This window comes from Flavobacterium nitrogenifigens, from assembly GCF_003254565.1.
Taxonomy (GTDB): Bacteria; Bacteroidota; Bacteroidia; order Flavobacteriales; family Flavobacteriaceae; genus Flavobacterium; species Flavobacterium nitrogenifigens.
In genome coordinates this window covers 59,314-81,655 of the sequence record NZ_QJRI01000174.1, presented here as the reverse complement: position 1 = coordinate 81,655, position 22,342 = coordinate 59,314, and the positions used below count along the sequence as shown (strand labels likewise).

Annotated in this window: 20 protein-coding genes; 3 read left to right on the top strand and 17 right to left on the bottom strand. The window is 34.3% G+C overall.

All coding sequences use genetic code 11. From position 1 onward, the window contains the following. Position 1 precedes the first annotated feature (1 nt). The 3 genes from DM397_RS11415 to DM397_RS11405 all read right to left on the bottom strand — a co-directional run bounded on the left by DM397_RS11415 (position 2) and on the right by DM397_RS11405 (position 2,388). Positions 2-817: an SDR family oxidoreductase gene (locus tag DM397_RS11415; protein ID WP_111377659.1), complete on the bottom strand. Its 816-nt coding sequence runs from the start codon at positions 815-817 to the stop codon at positions 2-4. 234 nt (positions 818-1,051) lie between these two features. Further along, entirely contained in the window at positions 1,052-1,501 is a 450-nt protein-coding gene (locus DM397_RS11410) for a GNAT family N-acetyltransferase (RefSeq protein WP_111377658.1), read from the bottom strand. Next, positions 1,486-2,388: a LysR family transcriptional regulator gene (locus DM397_RS11405; RefSeq protein WP_111377657.1), complete on the bottom strand. Its 903-nt coding sequence runs from the start codon at positions 2,386-2,388 to the stop codon at positions 1,486-1,488. The genes DM397_RS11410 and DM397_RS11405 overlap by 16 nt, the downstream gene beginning before the upstream one ends. Positions 2,389-2,535: 147 nt before the next feature. On the opposite strand from DM397_RS11405, the gene DM397_RS11400 reads away from it, so the two are divergent. Next, the gene (locus tag DM397_RS11400) at positions 2,536-2,931 is read left to right on the top strand and encodes a rhodanese-like domain-containing protein (protein ID WP_111377656.1); all 396 of its coding nucleotides are present in this window, start codon (positions 2,536-2,538) and stop codon (positions 2,929-2,931) included. A 133-nt stretch (positions 2,932-3,064) separates the two neighbouring features. Here DM397_RS11400 and DM397_RS11395 read toward each other — a convergent pair whose 3' ends face one another. From DM397_RS11395 to DM397_RS11375, 5 genes are read right to left on the bottom strand one after another with little or no spacing between them, the layout of a single operon-like run. Next, positions 3,065-3,484, bottom strand: a complete 420-nt coding sequence (locus DM397_RS11395; protein ID WP_111377655.1) for an SRPBCC family protein — start codon at positions 3,482-3,484, stop codon at positions 3,065-3,067. A gap of 22 nt (positions 3,485-3,506) precedes the next feature. Further along, positions 3,507-5,900 (bottom strand): M28 family peptidase, encoded by a 2,394-nt coding sequence (locus DM397_RS11390; RefSeq protein ID WP_111377654.1) that lies wholly within the window; start codon positions 5,898-5,900, stop codon positions 3,507-3,509. Between the two features lie 16 nt (positions 5,901-5,916). After that, the gene (locus DM397_RS11385; RefSeq protein WP_008465546.1) at positions 5,917-6,264 is read right to left on the bottom strand and encodes a hypothetical protein; all 348 of its coding nucleotides are present in this window, start codon (positions 6,262-6,264) and stop codon (positions 5,917-5,919) included. A 25-nt stretch (positions 6,265-6,289) separates the two neighbouring features. Next, a complete protein-coding gene (locus tag DM397_RS11380; protein ID WP_111377653.1) occupies positions 6,290-6,604 on the bottom strand; it encodes a hypothetical protein in 315 nt (104 codons plus the stop codon). A gap of 16 nt (positions 6,605-6,620) precedes the next feature. Continuing rightward, entirely contained in the window at positions 6,621-8,150 is a 1,530-nt protein-coding gene (locus DM397_RS11375; RefSeq protein WP_111377652.1) for a bifunctional GNAT family N-acetyltransferase/carbon-nitrogen hydrolase family protein, read from the bottom strand. Positions 8,151-8,327: 177 nt separating this feature from the next. On the opposite strand from DM397_RS11375, the gene DM397_RS11370 reads away from it, so the two are divergent. Then, complete coding sequence (locus tag DM397_RS11370) at positions 8,328-8,660, top strand: single-stranded DNA-binding protein (RefSeq protein ID WP_111377651.1); 333 nt, start codon at positions 8,328-8,330, stop codon at positions 8,658-8,660. Between the two features lie 620 nt (positions 8,661-9,280). On the opposite strand, the gene DM397_RS11365 is transcribed toward DM397_RS11370, so the two are convergent. The 9 genes from DM397_RS11365 to metG form a co-directional block, all read right to left on the bottom strand. Beyond that, positions 9,281-9,973 carry a DUF2461 domain-containing protein gene (locus DM397_RS11365; protein WP_111377650.1) on the bottom strand — a complete coding sequence of 231 codons (693 nt, stop codon included), beginning with the start codon at positions 9,971-9,973 and terminating at the stop codon, positions 9,281-9,283. 354 nt (positions 9,974-10,327) lie between these two features. Further along, positions 10,328-10,846: a ferritin gene (locus tag DM397_RS11355; RefSeq protein WP_008465537.1), complete on the bottom strand. Its 519-nt coding sequence runs from the start codon at positions 10,844-10,846 to the stop codon at positions 10,328-10,330. 192 nt (positions 10,847-11,038) lie between these two features. After that, a complete protein-coding gene (locus tag DM397_RS11350) occupies positions 11,039-12,169 on the bottom strand; it encodes an OmpA family protein (protein ID WP_111377649.1) in 1,131 nt (376 codons plus the stop codon). 179 nt (positions 12,170-12,348) lie between these two features. After that, positions 12,349-13,743, bottom strand: a complete 1,395-nt coding sequence (locus tag DM397_RS11345; protein ID WP_111377648.1) for a hypothetical protein — start codon at positions 13,741-13,743, stop codon at positions 12,349-12,351. 31 nt (positions 13,744-13,774) lie between these two features. Next, a complete protein-coding gene (locus tag DM397_RS11340) occupies positions 13,775-14,404 on the bottom strand; it encodes a chloramphenicol acetyltransferase (protein ID WP_111377647.1) in 630 nt (209 codons plus the stop codon). After that, on the bottom strand, positions 14,404-15,111 hold the full coding sequence (locus tag DM397_RS11335) for an HAD family hydrolase (protein ID WP_111377646.1): 708 nt from the start codon (positions 15,109-15,111) through the stop codon (positions 14,404-14,406). The genes DM397_RS11340 and DM397_RS11335 overlap by 1 nt, the downstream gene beginning before the upstream one ends. A 316-nt stretch (positions 15,112-15,427) precedes the next feature. Next, positions 15,428-16,315 carry a DMT family transporter gene (locus tag DM397_RS11330; RefSeq protein WP_111377645.1) on the bottom strand — a complete coding sequence of 296 codons (888 nt, stop codon included), beginning with the start codon at positions 16,313-16,315 and terminating at the stop codon, positions 15,428-15,430. Positions 16,316-16,390: 75 nt separating this feature from the next. Then, the gene (locus tag DM397_RS11325; RefSeq protein ID WP_111377644.1) at positions 16,391-17,986 is read right to left on the bottom strand and encodes a YncE family protein; all 1,596 of its coding nucleotides are present in this window, start codon (positions 17,984-17,986) and stop codon (positions 16,391-16,393) included. A gap of 114 nt (positions 17,987-18,100) precedes the next feature. After that, complete coding sequence (gene metG / locus DM397_RS11320) at positions 18,101-20,236, bottom strand: methionine--tRNA ligase (protein WP_111377643.1); 2,136 nt, start codon at positions 20,234-20,236, stop codon at positions 18,101-18,103. Positions 20,237-20,713: 477 nt separating this feature from the next. On the opposite strand from metG, the gene DM397_RS11315 reads away from it, so the two are divergent. Beyond that, positions 20,714-22,213: a family 43 glycosylhydrolase gene (locus DM397_RS11315; RefSeq protein WP_111377642.1), complete on the top strand. Its 1,500-nt coding sequence runs from the start codon at positions 20,714-20,716 to the stop codon at positions 22,211-22,213. Positions 22,214-22,342 lie beyond the last annotated feature (129 nt).

The window sequence follows — 22,342 nt, the reverse complement described above, 5'->3', positions numbered from 1 at the left end:
TTTAATATTCTTCTAAGATAAATTTATACTGTAATGTGCGTTCTATCTTTTCACTCGAAATCATCTTTTTAATATTAGATTGCTGAGAACTGAATTTCGGTAAAGCCAAATCCATTTCAATAGCTTTTGAAGTGTAATATTCTTCTCTTGTTGGATGAAAAGGAGCAACGGCATTAAAAACCGCATTCCATTTGGACTGATTTATTATTGCTTCAATAATGCCAATGCAATCTTTCTGATGAATAAGATTAACGGGAGCATCTGGATTTTCGATGTTTTCTTTTCCTGCTAAAAATTTAATAGGATGACGATCGTCGCCAATTAATCCGCCAAAACGCAAAATTGTGGTTTCGAAATGTTGATTTTCTTGAAGAAGATTTTCAGCTAAAACCAATTGCTTGCCACTCTCGGTGTCTGGATTTGGAATGGTTTCTTCTGTTATAAAGCTATTATCATCTCCGTAGACAGAAGTTGAACTTACAAAAAGGACTTTTTTAATTGTTGATTTTTCTATAAACGGAATCAGGTTTTTAATTTTTTCGACAAAAGCTTTCTTCTCAGAACTTGGATCAACTGCTCTCAATTTTGGTGGAATGTCTATTATTAAGATTTCGCTTTCCGCTAAAAAATCAGTAATGTTTTCAGAAACATTTTCGCTTTCGACAGTCACCAAAAAAGGATTTATCCCAGCCTCTTTTAAAATAGGAAGTTTGTTTTCTGAAGTTGTTGATCCGTTTACCAAATAATCTTTTGCTATTAAGTTTTTTGCTAAAGGAAGTCCTAGCCAGCCGCAGCCGAGTATACTTATTTTTGTCATTTTTATATTTTGAGGTTTAAAGGAACAAAGCGGCAGAGGTCCAAAGGTTTTGTTGAATTGCGTCCAGCTTTAGCTGGATGAAATTATGAGTTGCTTTAAATTGGCTTTAGCCGAAATCCACTTTTAAGCTAAAGCCTCGCTAATCATCTTATAAAATCTCCAGCTAAAGCTGGAGGCAACTAATCTTTTTGAATTAAAAACTTTGCGTCTTAGCGACTTTGCGAGATCAAATTTTTACAAAGTTAACGTAAATCGGACTTTGTCTTTTCCTTTTGCGCCCATTCTGTTATAGAATTTAATGGCTCTTGTATTGAATTCGGGTGTTTGCCATTGAATATTGACGCAGTTATTTTCGGTTCCGATTTCTTTTAGCTTTTCTATTAACTTTTCGCCAATTCCAAAACCTCTCGTTTCTTCTTCCAAAAACAAACAGTCCATGTAGAGAAATGTTTGTGCACTCCAAGTAGAAAAATCAAAAGTATAAGATGCGTAACCAACGATAGTTTCTTCTGAGGAAACGACCAGGCAGAATAATTTAGGATTCTGACCGAATAAAGCATTCTTTAAACCTTCTTCTTTTCCTTCAGGAGAAAATTCAGCTTTTTCAAATTCGGCGTGTTTTTGGCATAAAACAACCAATTTTGGGAGGTCTGAGACTTTACAGTTTCTTATTGAATATTCCATTGTAAGTTAATTTCGTTTTGTAAAAAGCTGATGAAGTGATGAAAATAATCGGGGTAATTCTCATTGGCTCGTGTCGCAATGAAGTGTTTTCGCTTCAAACCATTCTTCCCAATTTTGACTGCTTTAATCGGATTGTTTTTTAAATGCGGCTGCAGTGCCCATTTTGCCATTGACATAACACCCATATCGGCTTTTACCATTTCTAGAGAAGCTTCAGTTAATGGCATTGGCGTTATTTTCTTCGGACTTACTTTGGCTGGAGCCAAAAGAAACTGATGAATGGTAACGGTTTCCAGCGGAAGCGAATGTATAATCAGATGTTCGTTGATGAAATCTTCTGCAACTACATATTTTTTGTCAGCCCAAGAATGATTTTCAGAAACTACCATTACCATTTCGTCTTGAAAAAGCTCGGTGTATTTGATATGATTGTCTTTAATGGTGTCGCTTACAATGGCAATATCTATGGTGTTCTCTAATAATTTCTGTAGCGGAATGTGTGTTGCTTCGGCTACTATTTTTAATTCTACATTGGGATATAAAAGATGAAACTGCTTTAAAACCGATGGAAGCCAGTGATAGCTCGAGAAACATTCGGTACTAATCCTGATTTCGCCAGATTCTCCAAAAACCATTTGTTTAATCTGTGTTTCAGTTTCAGCAAGTTTCGTAAGGATTTCATTGGCCACATCATAAACTTTTTCGCCTGCTTTTGTGAGAACCAATTTTTTATTGACTCTCAAAAAAATAGCAGTACCCAATTGATATTCGGCCTCTTTGAGCTGATGGCTTAAAGCCGATTGCGTTAAATGGAGTTTATCGATCGCTTTCGTGATGCTTCCTTCTTCTACGATTGCTTTTATCAATTTTAAGTGGCGAATTTCCATTTTTTGATGAATTAATACACAAAGAAACAAAATTTTAGATTGGCTTTTGTATGAAAAAAAGTAATGCTTTTGATGAATTCTTTTCGTTTTTATGGCATGAAATCATCCTCTACTTTTGGAAAACAAAATCAATAAAACCTAAACAACATGGAAGCACAAATTAAACATTACGAAAACAAGCTAGCTTATGAAATGGATCCTTCAGATTTATTTGAAGCTTTAAACAATGGCGAAAAAATTATTGTAATCGATGCTAGAAGAGCTTTTAGTTATGACGAAGAGCATATTCCGAATGCGATTAATATTCCGCATCGCGAAATGAATGAAGAAACGACCAAACATTTAGATAAAGAAGTGTTATACGTGACGTATTGCACAGGAATTGGCTGTAACGCTTCTACAAAAGGTGCTTTGAATATGACAAAACTTGGATTTAAGGTAAAAGAATTAATTGGTGGTCTAGAATGGTGGAAAATCGATGGTTTTGCAACTGAAGGCACAAAAGGAGTGAAGCAAGGCTTAAAAATAGAATGCGCTTGCTAATTTTTTGCTGCGAAGGTTCAAAGTAACATAGGTTCAAAGGTTTCTCAACATATCTAAAAAGCAAAAAGCACTATACAATAGTGCTTTTTTTAATCTTTGTACCTATGTAACTTTGCTTCTTTGAACCTTATTTTTAAGATTCTACTACAGCTTTTAATGCCTGAAGAATTGGATTTTCCTCTCCTTGCGGTTTCTCCTGAACTGCTCCCGGACGATTGTCTTCTTGAATTATTTCGAGTTTTGTTTTCTGATTTTCTTCAGATAAAACATAAGTCATTATGAAATAATTTTCAGGTTTATCCTCTAATCCGGGTCTTGGAAAAAACAAAGAATATTTGATTTTCTGATTTGGAACAATTTCTAAAACGGTTCCCCATTGCTCAAAAACTTGACCTTCCCATTCATTTCTAAATCGTATTTCATTGCCGATTTTCCAATCAGTAATTAAATCGCTTCCGTATTGCCATTGTTTGACTAATTCTGGTTTTGTCAATACATTCCAGACTTTTTCAACTTGGGCATTCAAAACGATTGTAGAAATATTTGTTGCCATAGCTTTAGTTTTTAGCTTTTTATTAAGGTTGCGGCTGAGTAACGGGCTTGATGCTGTCTTTTGGAACAGCTAAGCTATCTACTGGAACAACAGGTTCAATCGGTTTTACGGGTGGCGTATATCGTTTGATTTTCTGTTGAATAAGAACAGCATCATTTAGCACAAATGGTGTTGGCATCATCCAGTTTTCTCTTGGTTTGACATTTAAGAGCGGATTGCTCATTAAATCGAAAGAGCTTTCAATTAAATCCATATCAAAAACAGCCGATTTGTTGATATAGAAATCCATTTCAAGCGGTTCATTGCCTACAACATAGTAACATAATATTTTTGATCCTTCACGCTCAAGACGATTGGTCTTTTCTCCTGAAGTAGCAACTCCATTTGCCTTAAAGTTATAAAAAGTCATTTTTGGATTGGCAAAAATGTCATAACGATTTACTTTTCTGTTTGGAGTAATCTTAATTTTCAAGTATCTATTATTCCCAATAACGCTGTCTCTTAAAAACTGAATTGTAGGTTTTGGCACATCAACAACAGGTGCAATAGCACTATAAGTAAAGGTTGTATTGTATTTGCTAGTCAGCGGAAGCGTATTCAATCCAACTGCTTTTTGGTTTTTCTCGCCTAAATACGATTTAGTCCATTCGTCCAAATTCGTATCATAAGTAGTCCAGACAGCAGAATTGTTGTCGGCATTGTAAACATATAATAAACTATTTGATTTGGCTTTGCCATATTCGTAACCTGAATTGTATCCTGCGTAAACGAAAAATGAAATTGAAACGATAAAGAAGACCACAATCCATGCTCCTTTTTTAGCGAAAGCTCCAAATATTGGAAGTAACAATCCGAATAATAAAACGGTCAAAACCGCACTTCCGTATAAGATTTTAAGGCCTAATCCGATTGGGAACATTACAATAAAAGGCGCAACAATTGCCAGAGCTGGAATAGAGAATATTAAATTCATTCCTAAGCTGTAATGTTGAGTAAACACAAATATTCCGAATAATAATATTCCGAAATAAACAGGAATAATTAAGAAGCCAGCACCAGTTAAGCTGTTGGCTAATAATGCATTAATGATAATCCAAAGTAGCAAAGGTGCCACAAAATGGTTCATGGTAGTTTTTGCTTCAGAAAAATGATGGTAGAAAGCAAAACAGATCGCGATACTCAAAGTAACAAAAGCACCAATATAAGCATGGCCATTATAAGTAAATCCGTTTAGGAGATCAGAGTATTGCGGATAAATTTCAAGAATAAGTTTCCATCCTAAAAATGTGACCAATCCGGCAATTATAATAGATCCTAAAAGCGGAACAAAACCTTTGAATATTTCGGTGAAAGTGATAATTCTTTTTACTTTTCCAACAAAAATGAATAAAACCAATAATCCAAAAGCAATCAGTGTCATAGGCATGACCCACGTAAATGGATAACTGATAAATGAAAATGGAGCATTGAAATAAACATTGTCTTCAGTAGATTCTGTTTGATTTAAATCAATGTTTGTAAAGTATTTCAGCAAAGGCATGATGTACGTGCCTTGATGTGCTAATGTAGTTTTATTTAAATGCTGTATATCATCCTGCTGCGTGTGATAGTTGAAATGCCCATCGATAAAAGCAAAATTGAATCCCTGAATATTGCCTTGTTCTCTAAAAACAGTCAAATCGGTATCATTTGGTAGCATTTTGTAAATGCTGTACATCAGAGAATTTGAAACAGGGTGCGAAGGTTTTGCTTTAGTAAATTCCTCAACCAAAGCCTGATTTCCTTTATTGGTTTCCATGAGCATGTAGCTTGGTCCAGAAGTTCCTCTTGCTTCAAAGTTTAAAACCAAACCAACGTCTTTTGCCCAAGGATGCTGGTTTACAAATAAAGCAGCTCCGTTTAATCCTAGTTCTTCTGCATCAGAGAATAATATGATAATATCGTTTTTTTGAGGATGTTTTGAGTATAAAAAGGCGCGTACACCTTCTAAAATTGTTGCGACACCAGAAGCATCGTCGCTTGCGCCTTTTGAGAAAGAATGCGGAGCACTGTCATAATGCGAAAGGAGCAAAAGCGCTTTGGTATTATTTGTTCCTTTAATGCGAGCCAAGATATTTTTTGACTTAACCAAAAGACCTTTGTCGTTTAAAGTAAAACCTTCCTGAACACTCGTTTCTAATCCGATTCTGTTTAATTCTAGTTTAAGATAATTTGCAACAAGTTCGTGATTGGTTGATCCGACATAGTGCGGTTTCTGCGCTATAATCTCAACCTGATTAAAAGCTCTTTCGGTCGAAAATTCAGCAAGCGCTTCTTCGTCCTTAGAGATTCCTTGTGGCATCATCGTGGCGTATATAATGCCAAGTAAAGCTAAAACGCAGATAATGGCTAGAATTGAGGTGGGGTTTTTTCTCATGGTGAATAAATACTAACTATATTTCTTTTTTAACAAGCATAAAATAATCATTGTCCAAGGAGCGATAGCCTTGATCGTACAAGAAATAATATGTATTTCCTGTCTTGGTCTGTAAGATGTTTGTAAAGAACTCAAAATCAAATCCTTTTGTTAGTAATTTGTCTCGAGAAGCTTTAGATTTTCCATCTACATTTAACTCTGCCAAAATACGGTAATTTTTGCGTAACTTGTTGTTTATATTTCGCATGAAATTCGTACTATCTTTATTTATTTTGTTATTGTAGGCATTGCGACAGCTATCAGAACAGAATTTCTTGTCTTCTCGGCCGAAAATTTTGGCAGAACATTCGAGGCATGTTTTCATGAAACAGTTATTAATTTATTGAAAATCAGATTTTATTAATTATTTGGTTAATCTCATAGATTAAAGTTTCAACTTTGTTTATATCACAATCAGTTAGAATAATATCTTTAAAGCCATTTTCCATATTTATTCTTAGTTCGTAAGATTTTGCTGGAAAATTTAGACCAAATGTCATTTCTATAATTTTATTTAAGAAAGATAAATTTCTTATAAGCTCTAAACTTTGAATGTTTTCAATGTCAATTACTCTATTATCTTTCTTGTAATTAGTATTATTTAGTACTAAATGACCCTCTTCAAAATAAATTTCGAATAAAGGATTTTTTCTGATGATGGCCATTTTTCTACTGTAATTTTTATGAATTCAATTTTTTAATTTCGTACAAATCAGATCTACGATCTTTTAACGTTTTAACGCTACCATGTTCGTGCAATTCTTTCAGTAAGTTCAAATCGACATCAACAATAAGCGTCATTTCTGTGTTTGGAGTTGCTTCAGCTTTGATTCCGTTGCTTGGGAAAGCAAAATCTGACGGAGTAAATACAGAAGATTGCGCATATTGGATATCCATATTGTTTACTTTCGGAAGATTTCCAACGCAACCTGCTATGGCTACATAACACTCATTTTCGATGGCGCGGGCTTGCGAACAATGTTTTACACGAGTATAACCATTTTGTGTATCGGTCAAAAATGGCACAAACAAAATATCCATTCCTTCATCTGCCAAAAGTCTCGAAAGTTCTGGAAATTCAACATCATAACAGATTAGAATTCCAATTTTACCACAATCGGTGTCAAAGGTTTTAAACTGCGATCCACCTTTCATTCCCCAATGTATAACTTCGTTTGGTGTGATATGAATTTTGGTATACATTTCTGAAGTTCCATCTCTTTTGCATAAAAATCCAACATTATAAAGATTTCCGCCTTCCAAATAAGGCATACTTCCTGTAATAATGTTGATATTGTATGAAATGGCAAATTCCTGGAAACGCTTGCGAATTGGATCAGAGTGGCGCGCCAATTCTCGAATGGCTTCGGCCTCAGATAAATGATTGTAATCGGCCATTAAAGGCGCAATAAATAATTCTGGAAAAAGAGCAAAATCAGAGCCATAGCCCGAAACGGCATCAATAAAAAACTCGGCTTGCTCAAAAAGCGCTTCAACATTATTAAGCGGACGCATCTGCCATTGAATTAATCCTAAACGAATAATGTTTTTCTTTAAATTAATCAGTTTCGGACTATCCTCATAGTAAATATTATTCCACTCTAATAAAACCGCAAATTCTTTCGATTCTTCGTCACCTTCCAGATAATTCTTGATGACTCTCAATACATGAAAATCGTTGCTTAACTGAAACGAAAGAACCGGATCATACAATTCTTTTGTTCGTACTTTTTCAATATATGCTTTGGGAGACAGTTTTTTAGCATGCTCTCTATAGTTCGGGATTCTTCCTGCAAATACGATTGCTTTTAAATTTAATTGCTCGCAAAGTTCTTTTCTTGCATCATATAATCGGCGCCCCAAACGCAAACCTCTATAATTTGGGTGAATAAATACGTCTATTCCGTATAAAATTTCCGCATTCGGATTGTGAGTAGAGAAGGTGTAGTTACCACTAATTTGCTGATAATTATGTCTTTTTTCTACCAGTTTTTCATCGACAATAAGAGATAGGGCAGAGCCAACCACTTTTCCGTCAACCAAAATCACCAGCTGGCCTTCTGGGAAAATAGAAAGCAGTCTTTCTATGTCATCAGATCCCCAATACGAATCGGCCATTTCTGGATATGATTCAATCATTGATTTCTTTAATTGTCTATAGTCTTCAATTTCAAGGTTTCTTAACTCTACTTTTTTAATTTTTGCCTGCATATCGTAAGATTTATCTCAAATATACAAAAAACAAATTCCATTTACAAACGGTTACAAATAGTTACAGTCGATAGTAAACAGTTAATAACCGACTGTCAATGTTGAGGTTTGTCATTTTTGCAGTGTTGAATTCGATAATCGATTCAAATTAATAGTAACATTAAAATAGTATACGCCATGAGTGCAATTAGAAACAAAGTACAATTAATCGGGAATGTTGGGAATGAGCCAGAAATTAAAACATTAGAAAGCGGTAGAAAAGTGGCACATCTTACAATCGCAACAAATGAAATTTATAGAAATGATAAAGGCGAAAAAGTAGAGCAAACAGAATGGCATCGAATAACTGCTTGGGGGAAAACTGCGGAGATAATTGAAAAGTATGTCGTGAAAGGAAAAGAAATTGCTGTTGAAGGAAAACTAACGCACAGAAGCTATGATGATAAAAATGGTGAAAAGAGATATATAACCGAAGTGGTTGTAAATGAAATTTTGCTGTTGAGTAAATAATGCTTTTGCGAAATAGTTAGACTTGACCGGTTTTATCTAGAAGTTCAAGTTAAACCCGACAGGTTTCAAAAACCTGTCGGGTTTGCTATAAAGAATAATATTCCGCTAGGAATATCTGGTTGGTAGAAAAGAAATGATTTTGTTTGCATAGTGTTCTGTAGGGACACCTGATTTGTGGAATAACATACCTTTTTCACCAATCAAACGTTCCTACGGAACGTAAAACCAGAATCCAAATCGAATTTCTACCGATGAGACATTCCTACGGAATGATTTTTAGGAGCGGGAAATGATTTGCTAAATCTGACAATTTCAAAGTTCGGGTTTGCTATAAAGAATAATATTCCGCTAGGAATATCTCATCGGTAGAAAAGAAATGATTTTGTTTGTGTAGTGTCCTGTAGGGACACCTGATTTGCGGAATAACATACCCTTTTCACCAATCAAACGTTGCTACGGAACGTAAAACTACAATCCAAATCGAATTTCTACCGATGAGACATTCCTAGCGGAATGATTTTTAGGAGCGGGAAATGATTTGCTAAATCCGACAATTTCAAAGTTCGGGTTTGTTATAAAAAATAGTATTCCGCTAGGAATATCTGGTTGGTAGATTGTTTTTATAAAATTGATACACCATTAGCATCAGTTGTAAGTACTTCGCTCATATAATCAAAAAAGGGTCTCATATTTTTGAATGCGTCCAAAGCCATTTCTAAAAAATGCGGACTCAATATTTCGTCATCAGTAAAACGTTTTATAACCAAAAATTGTTTGAAACGGAGCAAGTCAATAGCAGGATGATCAACATCGAATCCTTTTGGTTTTGTTTTGAGCTGTTCTCCTTGCAAGGTGCCAAAGTTGCTTTTGAAAGAGTTTGAATTCAATATTTTTTGAAAAGTTTCTGGATCATGAGCAAATTCGATTCTTATACGTTTTAAATCTGCAGCATTTGGACCCCAAAATCCGCCGGCAAAAAAACTGTTTCCTTTTTCCAGATGAAAATAATAACCACCACGTCTTGCAGCGGTGGCACGTGTATAACTTCCGCCCCAATAGTGTTTAAAAGGTGTTTTATCTTTAGAAAAACGAATGTCACGATAAATTCTGTAAACGCTTTTTTTGCCAGAGGTATTTTCTAAAACATCCGTTTTGGAAAGTTCCTTTAGTAGAGCACCAGCAAAAGTTTCGATATGATTGAGTTCTATCAAATATTGCGGTTTATGTTCTTCAAACCAGGGTTTATTATTGTTTTCTTTCAGCTGAAGCAAAAAGTCAAGACTAGATTTGGGAATTGTAATAGCGTTTTCCATAGTTGAATTTAAAAATCGAAAAATAGACTGCAATTTAAAACTAAAAAACCCACCAGAGAAATCTGATGGGTTTTTCTATATCGCGTTAAGCAGTTTTTTTGAATAAATCAAACATTGGACAGCGTGAGCAGCGTTTCTTTTCGCTCTTTTTATATTTCTCACAGCAAGAAGATTTACAGTTCTCGATCTTCTTAATTTTATCAAGGATATCTTTGTTTTTCTTTTTCTTTTTATCCTTTTTTTTGTCCTTGTCTTTTTCTTTCTTGCTCACTTTTTCCTCTGAATTTTAAAAACAGAGACAAATATAAACCAAAAAAGTTATTTTTAAATATTCTAAATAAACTTTAACTTTTTTTATTTTGGATTGATAGCGATTGAACTTGTAACGGTTAATTGCTGAATATCACGATCAAACAAATAAAGTCCGCCTTTATCATCTCCAATCAAATTGATTTTATCTAAGATAGACTTAGCTGTAGCTTCTTCTTCAATTTGTTCAGAAACGTACCACTGCAAGAAATTGTGTGTGGCATAATCTCTTTCTTCAAAAGTAATATGCACCAATTCGTTGATAGATTTCGAAACAAAAAGTTCGTGATTATAAAGCTCTTCAAACATTTCTTTGAAAGTCGTATAAGTAGTTTTTGGTGCTTTAAGATCTGTTACCTGAGCATGTCCTCCGCGTTCGTTTACATACTTAACCAATTTAAGCATGTGTGCACGCTCTTCATCTGACTGTGTGTACATGAATTGAGAGATTCCCTCTAATCCTTGCACTTCAGCCCAACAAGCCATAGAAAGATAAGTTTGCGAAGATTCTGCTTCTATGCGGATTTGCTTATTTAAGGCCGATTCGATATTTTTTGCTAGCATAATAAGTGTCTTTTTTTGTAAAATTAAGAAAAATTATTCATTACGCTTTTGAGAAACCTCGAAAACATTAGACTTTTGGATTTTATAAAGGTTTGCAGATTTAAAAAATATCGATTTTATAATCTTAAAAATAGACAATAAAAAAAACCTTAAGATTTTCTTAAGGGCTTTGTAATCAATTTTTAAAAGAAATTATTTTACAATAAAAGTAACTCTTCTAGCTAATCTCCTAGCTTCTTCAGAATCTTTTTGGATTGAGGTATCAGCTCCATTGCCAATAACATTTAAACGAGAAGAAGCGATTCCAGCTTTTTCAAAAATAGTTTTTACGTTAGAAGCCCTAGTGTATGATAATTTTTCATTATAATCATTTTTACCAACTTGATCAGCATAGCCAACTAAATCTAATGATGCTGAAGGGTTTCTTCTTAAATAGTTTAAAACCACATCGATAGCAGCAGTTGAGTTTTCTATTGGAGTTGTTTTGTTGAAATCAAAATAAACACTGTAATACTTGTCATTAATTATTTTTTTGATTAGCTCATCATTTGTAACTGTAGCTGGTGTGCTGATTTGTTTTTCGATTACTACTTCTTTTTGAGTTGGAATCTTTTTAACTTGCTCTTCAAGATCTGCTACTTTGTTTTCCAGTGCTGCAATATCAGTATCATTTGATGTCACAACCCAATCAGCATGTTTAGTATTTTTTCCTAAATAAACATTTAGACCCACTGTCCCATTAAACAAAATTCCCGAAAATCCTCTATTATCTCTCAAAGTAGTGCCATCAAAAGTAGCATCTTGAGAAGCATTTAAAATTGTTGAGAAATCACCTGTTAAGGCCACTCTGTTTGATAGGCGGATTTGGCCCGTTACACCAGCAATAAAGTTACCCACTCTGTCTTTTATGTGATAATCTTTGTTTTCGATTTGACCTAAACCAAAACCTGCATGTGCTAATAGACCAAATGTATTTGTCCACGTTTCAAAATTCATGATGCGACCTAGGTTGGCAACAGCTTGTAGATCTGCTCTGTAGTATTTTGAATCAAAATCGATAGAGCTGCCTTTTGCAGTAAAGCTGTTGTATCCAAAATCTGCTTTCAAACCAAATTTGTTGTTAAACATATAGCGAACACCTATATCTCCAGTCCATGGATTTAAAGTGTTGGTATAATAGCCATCACTAAATGGTCGTTGTGGTTTATTAACACCTGCGGCTAAATCTATAGACCATTTATTAAATGTGTTATTGTTTTCTGTTTGCGCATGTACTCCAGTTAACGCCAGGGCAAATGCAAGAGTCATTACAACTTTTTTCATTATTCTTTAATTTTAAATTTTTACCCAAAGCAACAATAAATAGTATGTAAGGGCATTCTTTAAAAGTTAAAAAAGTATCAGAATAAGACTATTAACAAAATTGTAAATAGAAAACAATGGCAATTACAGGAAATAACCTCGTGTTTTTTGATTTTAAATCTTTGAGAGCGGGTTGCTTGTTAATTAAATCCGTCAATAAATTTACGTAACACTATTTGTTTGCCAACAACGTCGTAGTAACTTAAAATAGTGTAGTTGTTTAGTTTAAGAGTATTAGAAAGTGCAGCTTCTTTATGAGAGTCTAAAAAATAGTAGACTTTATCAGCGGCAAAAGGCTCATGTGTTTCTTGTGTTAATTCTAATTTTTTGGTCCAGATACTTTCGAAAAAAACAGAATAGTTTGTCTCAATATTGTAGTAACTGTTTGAAGGGAAGTCTCCAAAAGGATCATTAAAATTGAAACCGTTCATAGAAATCGATTTTAAATCACTGCCCGAACCTCCTAAAGTGATAAAGAGATTTTTTTGGTTTTTATAAACTGAAATTCCAGCATCAAGAGAAGACATTACTTTTAAAAACTTTGCCGTATTCTTTAATAGCTTAGGCTCGCGGTCTTCAACTTGCATCAGTAAAGGTGAGTTGGCAAAACGGATAGTATCTTTCTTTGTAGCTGTAAATGATTTTATAGATTCTCCTGATTCATAATCTTTTATATCAAACAAAAGTTCATCAGCATTTACATTGATTTGATATAACTTATTTTCATGGTAATAAGAATTAGATGATTTTGGATTTTTCTCTCCAACGGGTTTCATAAACGTCTTTTCTTTTATTTCCTGATTTTCTAAATTAATATCAAACAATTGTGTCTTTCTAAAACTTTGATCTAAAGTTAGAATCAAACGGTTTGGAAGTGTGTAAAGTTTGCTTTTGGCACTTACTTTATATAATGGATTGTATTCGCCAGAGTCCATTTTCTCGATCGGATTTTCATTTAAAATCTGATTGAATGTTTTCGGCTGAGTTTTTCTATCTATGAATTTGAAAGAGCTGAAATCGAGAAATCTTTCCTCTGCCATTCCGTTTTTAAAAACAAAAGCAGTCAATGCCTGTTTTGTTTTGCTTTGCATCAATAAATAAAAGTTGTTATCTTTTTGATAATTCGTTAAGAGATAGTTGTCGTCTAGTGGAGCTTGAAATTTTAATGCTCTAGAAGTTTTGTTTTCCAGATAATATTTGATCAAAATGAGTGATTTTTCTTCTTTCGAAAACCAATACAAAGTCGGATTTCCGTCTTCGCTGAAACTATACCCCATCAAAGATCTGTTTTCTGTGTACTGACGGTTTGTGACAAATTTATCTCTTAAAAATAAGGCGCTATTGTATTTTAATATCGAAAGGCTATCTGCACTTGCGGCAAAAACAAATATGTCATGAGTAGCGGTATTTTCGCCAACCATGACCTCAGATTGTCCTAATTTATTTTTTAAATCGATTGAATAAGAAGTCAGCACTGTCTGACTTAACAGGACAGTACTGGAGATTAAAAACAAAAAAAGGAAAATTCGTTTCATATGCTTTTAGGCGCAAAAATCATTCCGATTATTATTGATTCATAAGCTCTTGAAAAAGATCTACAAATTGACCAACATGCATTCCGTCCATTAAACCGTGATGAACATAAACCGCCATTGACATCGTTCTTTTTCCAGTTACGGAAACCATCATTTTACCAAACGAAATTTTCGGACAGCTGTCTGGATACGTAAAACTGCGTGCATGTGTGATCGAACTAAAATTCAGCCACGGAATTGCCGAAAAATGAATTAGATTATCATCATCAAAAGATCTTGTGAAAAGTCCAGTTGTGTTTTGGATGCGTTCGATTTCGGTTAATGCAATTTGTTCGAATGTTTTAAAATCTGGATGATATTCAATTAAAGAAAATCCGAAAGTGCCATCTTCTCGACCAATTGTTGCCGATGCATCTATTTGGTCGTTAATGTATATTTTGTCTTCTGAAATTCGATATCTAAAATTTTCGATTGCGTTTACCGCAGTCAAAGTTTTATGCAAATAGAAATTGAAGAAAGAGGCATTGATGCTTTTTGCTGTTTCATACGCTTTGGTACAATCAATTTCTACAGTGACACCAAAAAAAGGTTCTTCCATTTGTTTAAAATGGGCAAAATGCTCTTTTCTATTCCAATTTTCTAGGTCTAAAAGTGTTTTCATTATAATAAATTCGGAACCACTTCTGCAATAGTTTCAAATGAACTAAAATGCTCGTGTTCTATAGTGTGATTAATTTTTTCGTGTTCCCAAGTAGTGTGAAACGGAATATGAACGGCATAGCCGCCAATTCCTAAAACCGGAAGAACATCTGATTTTAATGAATTTCCGATCATCAAAAACTCATGTGCTTGAATATCTAAACGACCAAGCAGTTTTTGATAATCGATTTCTTGTTTGTCTGACATTACTTCGATATGGTGAAAATAATGCCCCAAACCAGAACGATGCAATTTGCTGTGCTGGTCTTTTAAATCGCCTTTTGTAGCAACGACCAATTTGTATTTTCCTTTTAAAGCCGCGAGAGTTTCTTCAATTCCGTCTAAAAGTTCGATTGGTTTTTCTAGCAATTCTTTTCCGTATTGAATGATCTTTTGAATGACTTCCATTGGAATCGTATTGTTTGAAATATTCATTGCGGCTTCAATCATCGAAAGGATATAGCCTTTGATTCCGTAACCGTACAAAGGCAGATTGGCAATTTCTATTTTGAATAACTCCTGCGAAATGCCTTGATGAGAAAGATAATCTTCCATCAATGCACAAAATTTATGTTCGGTTTCTTGAAAATAAGGTTCGTTTACAAACAAAGTATCATCGGCATCAAATGCGATTACTTTAAGATTTGGTATTTTAGTTTTATGTAACATAAGTTTTTTGTTTCAAGTTTAAAGTTTTCTTTGTTTCAAGTTTTTTAGCCACGACCCGAGCGATAGCGAACAGGCGAAGCAATTCACGAATTAAACTAATTTTTAGCCACAGATTATTAGGATTAAAAAGATTTTGATCTGCCTAATCTGCTAAATCTGCGTGAGATTTTTTTTCGCCACGAATTCACGAATTAAAATAAATTTTTAGCTACTTCTGATAACTAATCGTGAATTACACTAATTTTTTCTAATGATTTTCTGTTAAGATAAAAAAATATTCTGCTCAAATCTGTGTTATCTGTGTGAAACCTTTTTCTTAATCCTTAGAAAAAAGCCCTTTTAAAGAAATTGTTTTATCGTAAAATGTAATTCGGATTCCGAAAAGCAGAATGATTCCGCCGAAAACCATCTGTAAAGTTATTTGTTCTTCCAAAAACAACCAAGCCAAAATTGAGGTAATTACAGCTTGACTCAATAAACTTAGCGAAACCCTCGTTGCACGCATGTGCTGAGTCGCATAACTAATAGAAAGCCAAGCGCACAATTGACAAATTACGGCCTGAAGTACGAGTACAAACCAGCCCGCATTTGAAAATCCGGTAAAAGGTTCGCCTAGAGCGTAGCATAAAATCCCTAAATAGATGCTTGAAGCGAATAAACTGATCGTCATAAACGAAAGAACATCGACTTCTGAAAGTACATTTTTGCTGACCAAAAGATAAATGGAATACAGAATGCCAGATAAAACGGCAAATAGAAATGCTTTATCGAAGTTTAAATCGATAAAAAACTCAAAACCGACCAAAGTTACCATTCCGAATAAAGCGACTAATGTTCCTATCCAAAAATTCGTTGCAGGTTTTGCTTTTAGAAAAAAGAAAGAACCAACACCAACCCAAACGGGAGATAAATTGGTCAGCAACGAAGCCTGAGTTGCGCTTGATTCCTGAATGGCAATATTCCAAACCGCAACATCAGAAGAGAATAAAACACCGCAAAGCACTGCCAAAAGAGCAAATTTTAGTTTTGGAAGTTTGAAGTTTCCGCTGAAAATAACATAAGGCAAAAGCAGCATCACAGCAAAAAACATTCGGTAAAATGCCGAAATCAATCCTGGTGTTAAACGTAGTTTTACCAATATCGGGAAAATGGATATGCAGAGTATACCGCAGATTAGGGCTAATCTTGGTTTTGTGAGTTTCATTTTTTACTTTAATAAATAGATTCTGATTTAATTCTTTAAAAGCTTCTTTGTTTGTTCAATGTAAATCCGAAATTATTAAATTTTCATTTTGAAAAAATAAGTTTGGGCAGCTTCTCCTAATACATTTGGTTGATAAGTTTTACAGGTAATTACAGTGTTGTCATCAATAAACAAAATGGATTTCCTATTATCATCTAATGGAAATGGGGGATAGCTGAAAATAACAGAAAGATTATCATAGTTATATACTTTTTCTAGATCGGATAAATAGATATTTGACGGACTTGCGGCTATCATTTTCGTATTAAATTCTCTTTTTACTTGAAGACCTAAATCCAGTTGATACTTTTCCCAAAAAATAGATTCATTATCTTCTGAAATAAAAAGAAACGGTTCCGGATATAAAACTCCATCTGGAAATACGGGATAATTCTTTTCAATTTTTAATTCCTGATTAATGTATGTATTAGCATAAATTACTCCAGAAGAAGTATTACTTTCTCCCATATATAATTTGCCGTTTTTACTATTAAATTCTATATCTCCGTGACTATATGCATTGTAACTAATGTTAATTGCATTTCCATTTGCCCCATTAATTGTATAAATACCCGTGGCACCTGAGGTTGGAGGTGTTCTATGGCAAAATAAAACATTATTATTTCCTGCTTCAATTTTATGAAAACCCCAGCTGTCTGTTTGAGTTGGAAAGTTATATACAGACATTGTCGATAAGTCAATTTTCGTTAATTTGTCTATGTAACGTTGTGTTAGATATAAATATTGACCGTCAGGTGAAATGTCCAAATCTGAAAACCTTTCATTGGTTAAAATATGGGATTCAATTTTAAAATTTTTACTATCAATTATCAATAGACCATATTTGTCAGCTTTATCAGAGCTATATTGAGGTGCAACAATTGCATATATCTTTGATCTCTGAGCGTCTTTAATCATTTTCGGAATATAGTATTGAAATTCTATGAAATTACCCGTTATGATCTCGACAATATTACTTCCTATAACTTCGCTTGGAGAGCTAGAAGTTTTAACTACAATTTGATATTTCTGTTTTTCGATTAAGGATTTTGTCTCTAGATATTCGTAAGTTAATTTATTAATATCCGTAATTTCAGCTAGTGGTTGGGAGTTATTACCATACACCAAATAAGAAATAAAGTCGTTTCCTTCATATTTAGACCAGTTTAAATTTATCGATCTGCCTGTATCATTCGATGCTTCAAGTTTAATTACATTTGAAATTGTTATGGAATCCTTCTTAATCAAAAGGTTGTTGTTACTGTAAACCTCAAAGAAAATTTTATGTAATCCTTTAGTCAAATTGATATTAATTTCACTTTCTAAATTATTGTCTGGTTTTCCTTCATAAAGTGATCCGTCGATATTGCTTCTCCACTTAATTGCTAAATTAGTTTTGGAATTGCTATCATCAGAGAGTACTATTTTTGCTTTTAATTTTTTTTTAACTGTTGGATCTTCAAAAATACCTGCAGCGCCATTATTATAAAAAGATAGATCCCTATCTTTTATAGGTTCAATAATAGTTGCAGTTAATTTTACTTCGGATATTTCAGTTTCATCAACAGTATTTTTGTCACTGCTGCAATTGTATAAAACAATTGATAATAGTAGAATAAGAATTTTTTTCATTTCAATTTTTTGAGGAACATTTTATTTTGAGGGAATAAATTTACACTTAATTAAACAAAAAAGCGTGAATCAATTAGCATTAACTGATTCACGCCATTTATAAAATGTATAAAATTAGTTTACAGTCGCTCCATTCGGTGCATCAGCATCTGGATTAACGAAAACCAATTTTCCTTCCGCATTTGTTGTCATCAAAATCATTCCTTGGCTTTCAACACCACGTAAAGCTCTTGGAGCCAAGTTCGCTAATACAGAAACACGTTTTCCTACGATTTCTTCTGGCGAAAAACTCTCAGCAATTCCTGAAACAATGGTACGAACATCAATTCCTGTATCTACTTTAAGAACCAAAAGTTTGTTTGCTTTTGGCATTTTTTCAGCTTCTAAAATAGTTCCGATACGAATATCCATTTTCGCAAAATCCTCAAACTGAATTAAATCTTTTTGCGGTTCTGCTTGTTTGTTTTCAGCAATATTTGCGGTTTTTGTCGCTTCCAATTTGTCTATTTGTTTTTGTATTTCTTCGTCCTCAATTTTAGCGAAAAGCAATTCCGCTTCACCAATTTTATGTCCTGCAGGTAATAAATCTGAGTTTTCAGAAATGTCATTCCAACCTAACGTTTTATCAATAAAGATGTCTTTTGCATCACGATTTTTCTCTTTCAAGAATTTACTGAAACCTGCAAAATGTTCTTTAAGGTCAGCCAAATTCAAGATTTTAGAAAGTTTCGCAGCAGTAAAAGGTAAAAACGGTTCAGCCAAAACGCTCAACGCAGCAGCGATTTGCAGTGCCACATACATTTGAGTTTTTACACGCTCTGGATTGTCTTTCATAACTTTCCAAGGCTCTTCGTCTGCAAGGTATTTATTTCCTAAACGAGCCACATTCATCAATTCGCCCAAAGCTTCACGGAATCTGTAACGCTCCACCGAACTTGAAATCACGGCTGGATACGCTTTTAATTCAGCTAAAGTTTGTTCGTCAACTTCTGTAAATTCGTTTGGAGTTGGGATAATTCCATCGTAATATTTGTTGGTTAAAACCACAACACGGTTTACGAAGTTTCCGAAAACAGCAACTAATTCGTTGTTATTTCTCGCTTGGAAATCTTTCCAAGTAAAATCGTTATCTTTTGTTTCAGGAGCATTAGATGTCAATGCGTAACGCAAAACATCTTGCTTATCTGGAAATTCTTCTAAATATTCGTGTAACCAAACCGCCCAGTTTTTAGAAGTCGAAAGTTTGTTTCCTTCCAAGTTCAAGAATTCATTTGCCGGAACGTTGTCTGGTAAAATATAGCTTCCTTCAGCCTTAAGCATCGCTGGGAAAATAATACAGTGAAAAACGATATTGTCTTTTCCGATAAAGTGTACCAATTTCGTTTCTTCATCTTTCCAATATGGTTCCCAATCTTTTCCTTCGCGCGCTGCCCATTCTTTAGTAGAAGAAATGTAACCGATCGGCGCATCAAACCAAACGTATAGTTTTTTGCCTTCAGCACCTTCAACAGGAACATCAATTCCCCAATCCAAATCACGTGTTACGGCACGAGGTTCTAAACCTGCATCGATCCAAGATTTTACTTGTCCGTAAACGTTCGTTTTCCAATCGTTTTTATGTCCGACTAAAATCCATTCAGTTAAGAAATCAGAGTATCTATCTAAAGGTAAAAACCAGTGTTTTGTTTCTTTAAGAATCGGAGTTTCTCCCGTAATTGTCGATTTTGGGTTGATCAAATCAGTCGCGTTCAAAGTCGATCCGCATTTTTCGCACTGATCTCCGTAAGCTTCTGGATTGTCACATTTCGGACAAGTTCCAACCACAAAACGGTCTGCTAAAAACTGATTTGCTTTTGCATCGTACAATTGCTCAGTAACTTCTTCAATAAAATCTCCTTTATCATACAAAGTCCTAAAGAATTCTGAAGCCGTATCATGATGGATTTTAGCAGAAGTTCTAGAATAATTATTGAATGAAATTCCGAAATCTTCAAACGATTTACGAATAATTCCATCATATTTATCAATAACTTCTTGCGGTGTAACTCCTTCTTTCTTGGCTTTCATCGAAATTGCAACTCCGTGTTCATCGCTTCCGCAGATAAATGCTACATCTTTTCCTTGCAATCTTAAATATCTCGAATATATATCTGCAGGTACGTAAACCCCAGCCAAGTGACCAATATGAATAGGTCCGTTGGTATAAGGTAATGCCGCTGTGATAGTATATCTCTTTGGATCTTGTATCATAATTCAATTTTATTGAGTGCAAAAATAAGCAATAGAATTGAGATTTTAATATTACACAGAGATTCACAAAGAAAAAGCGCTGAGATTCGCAGAGTTTTTACTGAGAATTATGATGTTTTAATCTCGCAATCCCGATAGCTATCGGGAGCAGAGACGCAAAGTTTTTTGTTTTAAGTTGAGGATTAACCATGCAGTTTGTCATTTCGAGGAACGAGAAATCTCAGCTAGTAACTCCACTCCTAGAAGAGCCAATCTTTGTCGAGCTTCTTGTGGAGATTTCTCGTTCCTCGAAATGACAAAATAAATCGAAAACTTTGCGTCTCTGTGACTTTGCGAGATTAATTTTAACTTCTTTCATAAAAAATTGCGAACCTCTGCGAAAATCCTCCGCGCATCTCTGCGTAACAATCACAAAAAATCTCCTCAATACAAACCTTATAGTCTTTTTGACTATATTTGAAAAAAAAATATCAAAACATGAAAAAAATATATCTAACCTTTTTAGTACTGTTTTCGTTTTACGGTTATTCTCAATCACAATCGGAAAAGAATTTAAAGCAGGGACAATATTCAAACCCAATTTTTGCTGGAGATTATCCAGATCCGAGTTTATTGAGAGACGGGAAAGATTATTATGTCGTTCATTCTTCGTTCGATTATTATCCAGGGCTTTTAATTTGGCATTCGACCGATTTAATGAATTGGGAACCTGTTACAAATGCGCTTCATAAATATGTTGGAGCCGTTTGGGCGCCCGATTTAATAAAGTACAATAACAAATATTACATTTATTTCCCTGCGAATAATACCAATTTTGTCGTTACAGCAGATTCTATTAATGGCCCTTGGAGCGAACCAGTAGATTTGAAAATCGGGAATATTGATCCGGGACATATTACAGATGATAAAGGAAACCGTTTTTTATATTTCAGTAACGGAGGCTATGTCGCTTTATCAAAAGACGGACTTTCGGTAACAAGTGAATTAAAACATGTTTACGATGGATGGAAAATTCCACGTGAGTGGAGCATTGAATGTTTTTGTATGGAAGGGCCGAAACTTTTCAAGCGAGGCGAATATTATTATTTAACGGTTGCTGAAGGTGGAACCGCTGGCCCAGCGACAAGTCATATGGTGATTTCTGCACGATCAAAATCTCCTTTTGGGCCTTGGGAAAACTCGCCTCATAATCCGATTGTGAGAACCAACAGCAGTTCTGAAACTTGGTGGTCAAAAGGACACAGTACCATTTTTGAAGATGTAAACGGAAAATGGTGGATGATTTTTCACGGTTACGAAAAGGATTATTACAATTTAGGTCGCCAGACTTTGCTTCAGCCAGTAGAATGGACAAAAGAGGGCTGGTATAAAATTCCAGATAATATCGAGACTGATAAACCAATTGTAAAGCCAGAAGGGAAAACGCTTCCTGAGTTTTCTTTAAGTGATAATTTTGAAGGTTCGGCTCTTAAACCGCAATGGAAATTTTATAATGGAATGGAAGCTTCAAGATTTAAAGTTGCCAATAATACATTGACTATTGAAGGAAAAGGCGATGGAGTAGGAAACAGTTCGCCTCTTGTAGTTGTTCCTGGTGGACATTCTTATTCAGCAGAAGTTGAAATGGAAATTGAAGGCGATGCCATTGGTGGATTAACGCTTTTTTACGATAATAGATATTACTCCGGAATATTAGCTGATCAAAACAATATTTTAGCAAATTTGAGAGGTTGGCAGTTTCCGACAGAGAAAAATACGCATACGCGAAAAGTCTTTCTTAAACTTAAAAACATTAAAAACACAGTTGATATGTTTTACAGCTTAGACGGAAAAGATTGGAAAAAAATCGAAAACTCTGTTGAGGTTTCGGGATATAACCATAATGTTTTAAGCGGTTTTCTTGGACTTAGAATTGGTCTTTGCTCTATTGGAAAAGGAAATGTAAAGTTTAGGAATTTTGTTTACAAGACGCTTTAGTTTTTTTATTGTCACAGATTTAAAAGATTTAAAAAAAATAAATATGAATTGCCTCCAGCTTTAGCTGGAGGTTTTGTAATATAATGTTGCAGGGCTTTAGCCAAACAGACTCATTTTTGGCTAAAGCCA

What these genes read in the sequence shown, in the direction of transcription:
- DM397_RS11415 (WP_111377659.1), bottom strand. Translation starts at nt 817, where the DNA reads ATGACAAAAATAAGTATACTCGGCTGCGGCTGGCTAGGACTTCCTTTA.
- DM397_RS11355 (WP_008465537.1), bottom strand. Translation starts at nt 10,846, where the DNA reads ATGCTAGCAAAAAATATCGAATCGGCCTTAAATAAGCAAATCCGCATA.
- DM397_RS11370 (WP_111377651.1), top strand. Translation starts at nt 8,328, where the DNA reads ATGAGTGCAATTAGAAACAAAGTACAATTAATCGGGAATGTTGGGAAT.
- DM397_RS11315 (WP_111377642.1), top strand. Translation starts at nt 20,714, where the DNA reads ATGAAAAAAATATATCTAACCTTTTTAGTACTGTTTTCGTTTTACGGT.
- DM397_RS11345 (WP_111377648.1), bottom strand. Translation starts at nt 13,743, where the DNA reads ATGAAACGAATTTTCCTTTTTTTGTTTTTAATCTCCAGTACTGTCCTG.
- DM397_RS11400 (WP_111377656.1), top strand. Translation starts at nt 2,536, where the DNA reads ATGGAAGCACAAATTAAACATTACGAAAACAAGCTAGCTTATGAAATG.
- DM397_RS11405 (WP_111377657.1), bottom strand. Translation starts at nt 2,388, where the DNA reads ATGGAAATTCGCCACTTAAAATTGATAAAAGCAATCGTAGAAGAAGGA.
- DM397_RS11365 (WP_111377650.1), bottom strand. Translation starts at nt 9,973, where the DNA reads ATGGAAAACGCTATTACAATTCCCAAATCTAGTCTTGACTTTTTGCTT.
- DM397_RS11350 (WP_111377649.1), bottom strand. Translation starts at nt 12,169, where the DNA reads ATGAAAAAAGTTGTAATGACTCTTGCATTTGCCCTGGCGTTAACTGGA.
- DM397_RS11385 (WP_008465546.1), bottom strand. Translation starts at nt 6,264, where the DNA reads ATGAAAACATGCCTCGAATGTTCTGCCAAAATTTTCGGCCGAGAAGAC.
- DM397_RS11325 (WP_111377644.1), bottom strand. Translation starts at nt 17,986, where the DNA reads ATGAAAAAAATTCTTATTCTACTATTATCAATTGTTTTATACAATTGC.
- DM397_RS11340 (WP_111377647.1), bottom strand. Translation starts at nt 14,404, where the DNA reads ATGAAAACACTTTTAGACCTAGAAAATTGGAATAGAAAAGAGCATTTT.
- DM397_RS11380 (WP_111377653.1), bottom strand. Translation starts at nt 6,604, where the DNA reads ATGGCCATCATCAGAAAAAATCCTTTATTCGAAATTTATTTTGAAGAG.
- DM397_RS11395 (WP_111377655.1), bottom strand. Translation starts at nt 3,484, where the DNA reads ATGGCAACAAATATTTCTACAATCGTTTTGAATGCCCAAGTTGAAAAA.
- DM397_RS11375 (WP_111377652.1), bottom strand. Translation starts at nt 8,150, where the DNA reads ATGCAGGCAAAAATTAAAAAAGTAGAGTTAAGAAACCTTGAAATTGAA.
- DM397_RS11330 (WP_111377645.1), bottom strand. Translation starts at nt 16,315, where the DNA reads ATGAAACTCACAAAACCAAGATTAGCCCTAATCTGCGGTATACTCTGC.
- DM397_RS11390 (WP_111377654.1), bottom strand. Translation starts at nt 5,900, where the DNA reads ATGAGAAAAAACCCCACCTCAATTCTAGCCATTATCTGCGTTTTAGCT.
- DM397_RS11335 (WP_111377646.1), bottom strand. Translation starts at nt 15,111, where the DNA reads ATGTTACATAAAACTAAAATACCAAATCTTAAAGTAATCGCATTTGAT.
- metG (WP_111377643.1), bottom strand. Translation starts at nt 20,236, where the DNA reads ATGATACAAGATCCAAAGAGATATACTATCACAGCGGCATTACCTTAT.
- DM397_RS11410 (WP_111377658.1), bottom strand. Translation starts at nt 1,501, where the DNA reads ATGGAATATTCAATAAGAAACTGTAAAGTCTCAGACCTCCCAAAATTG.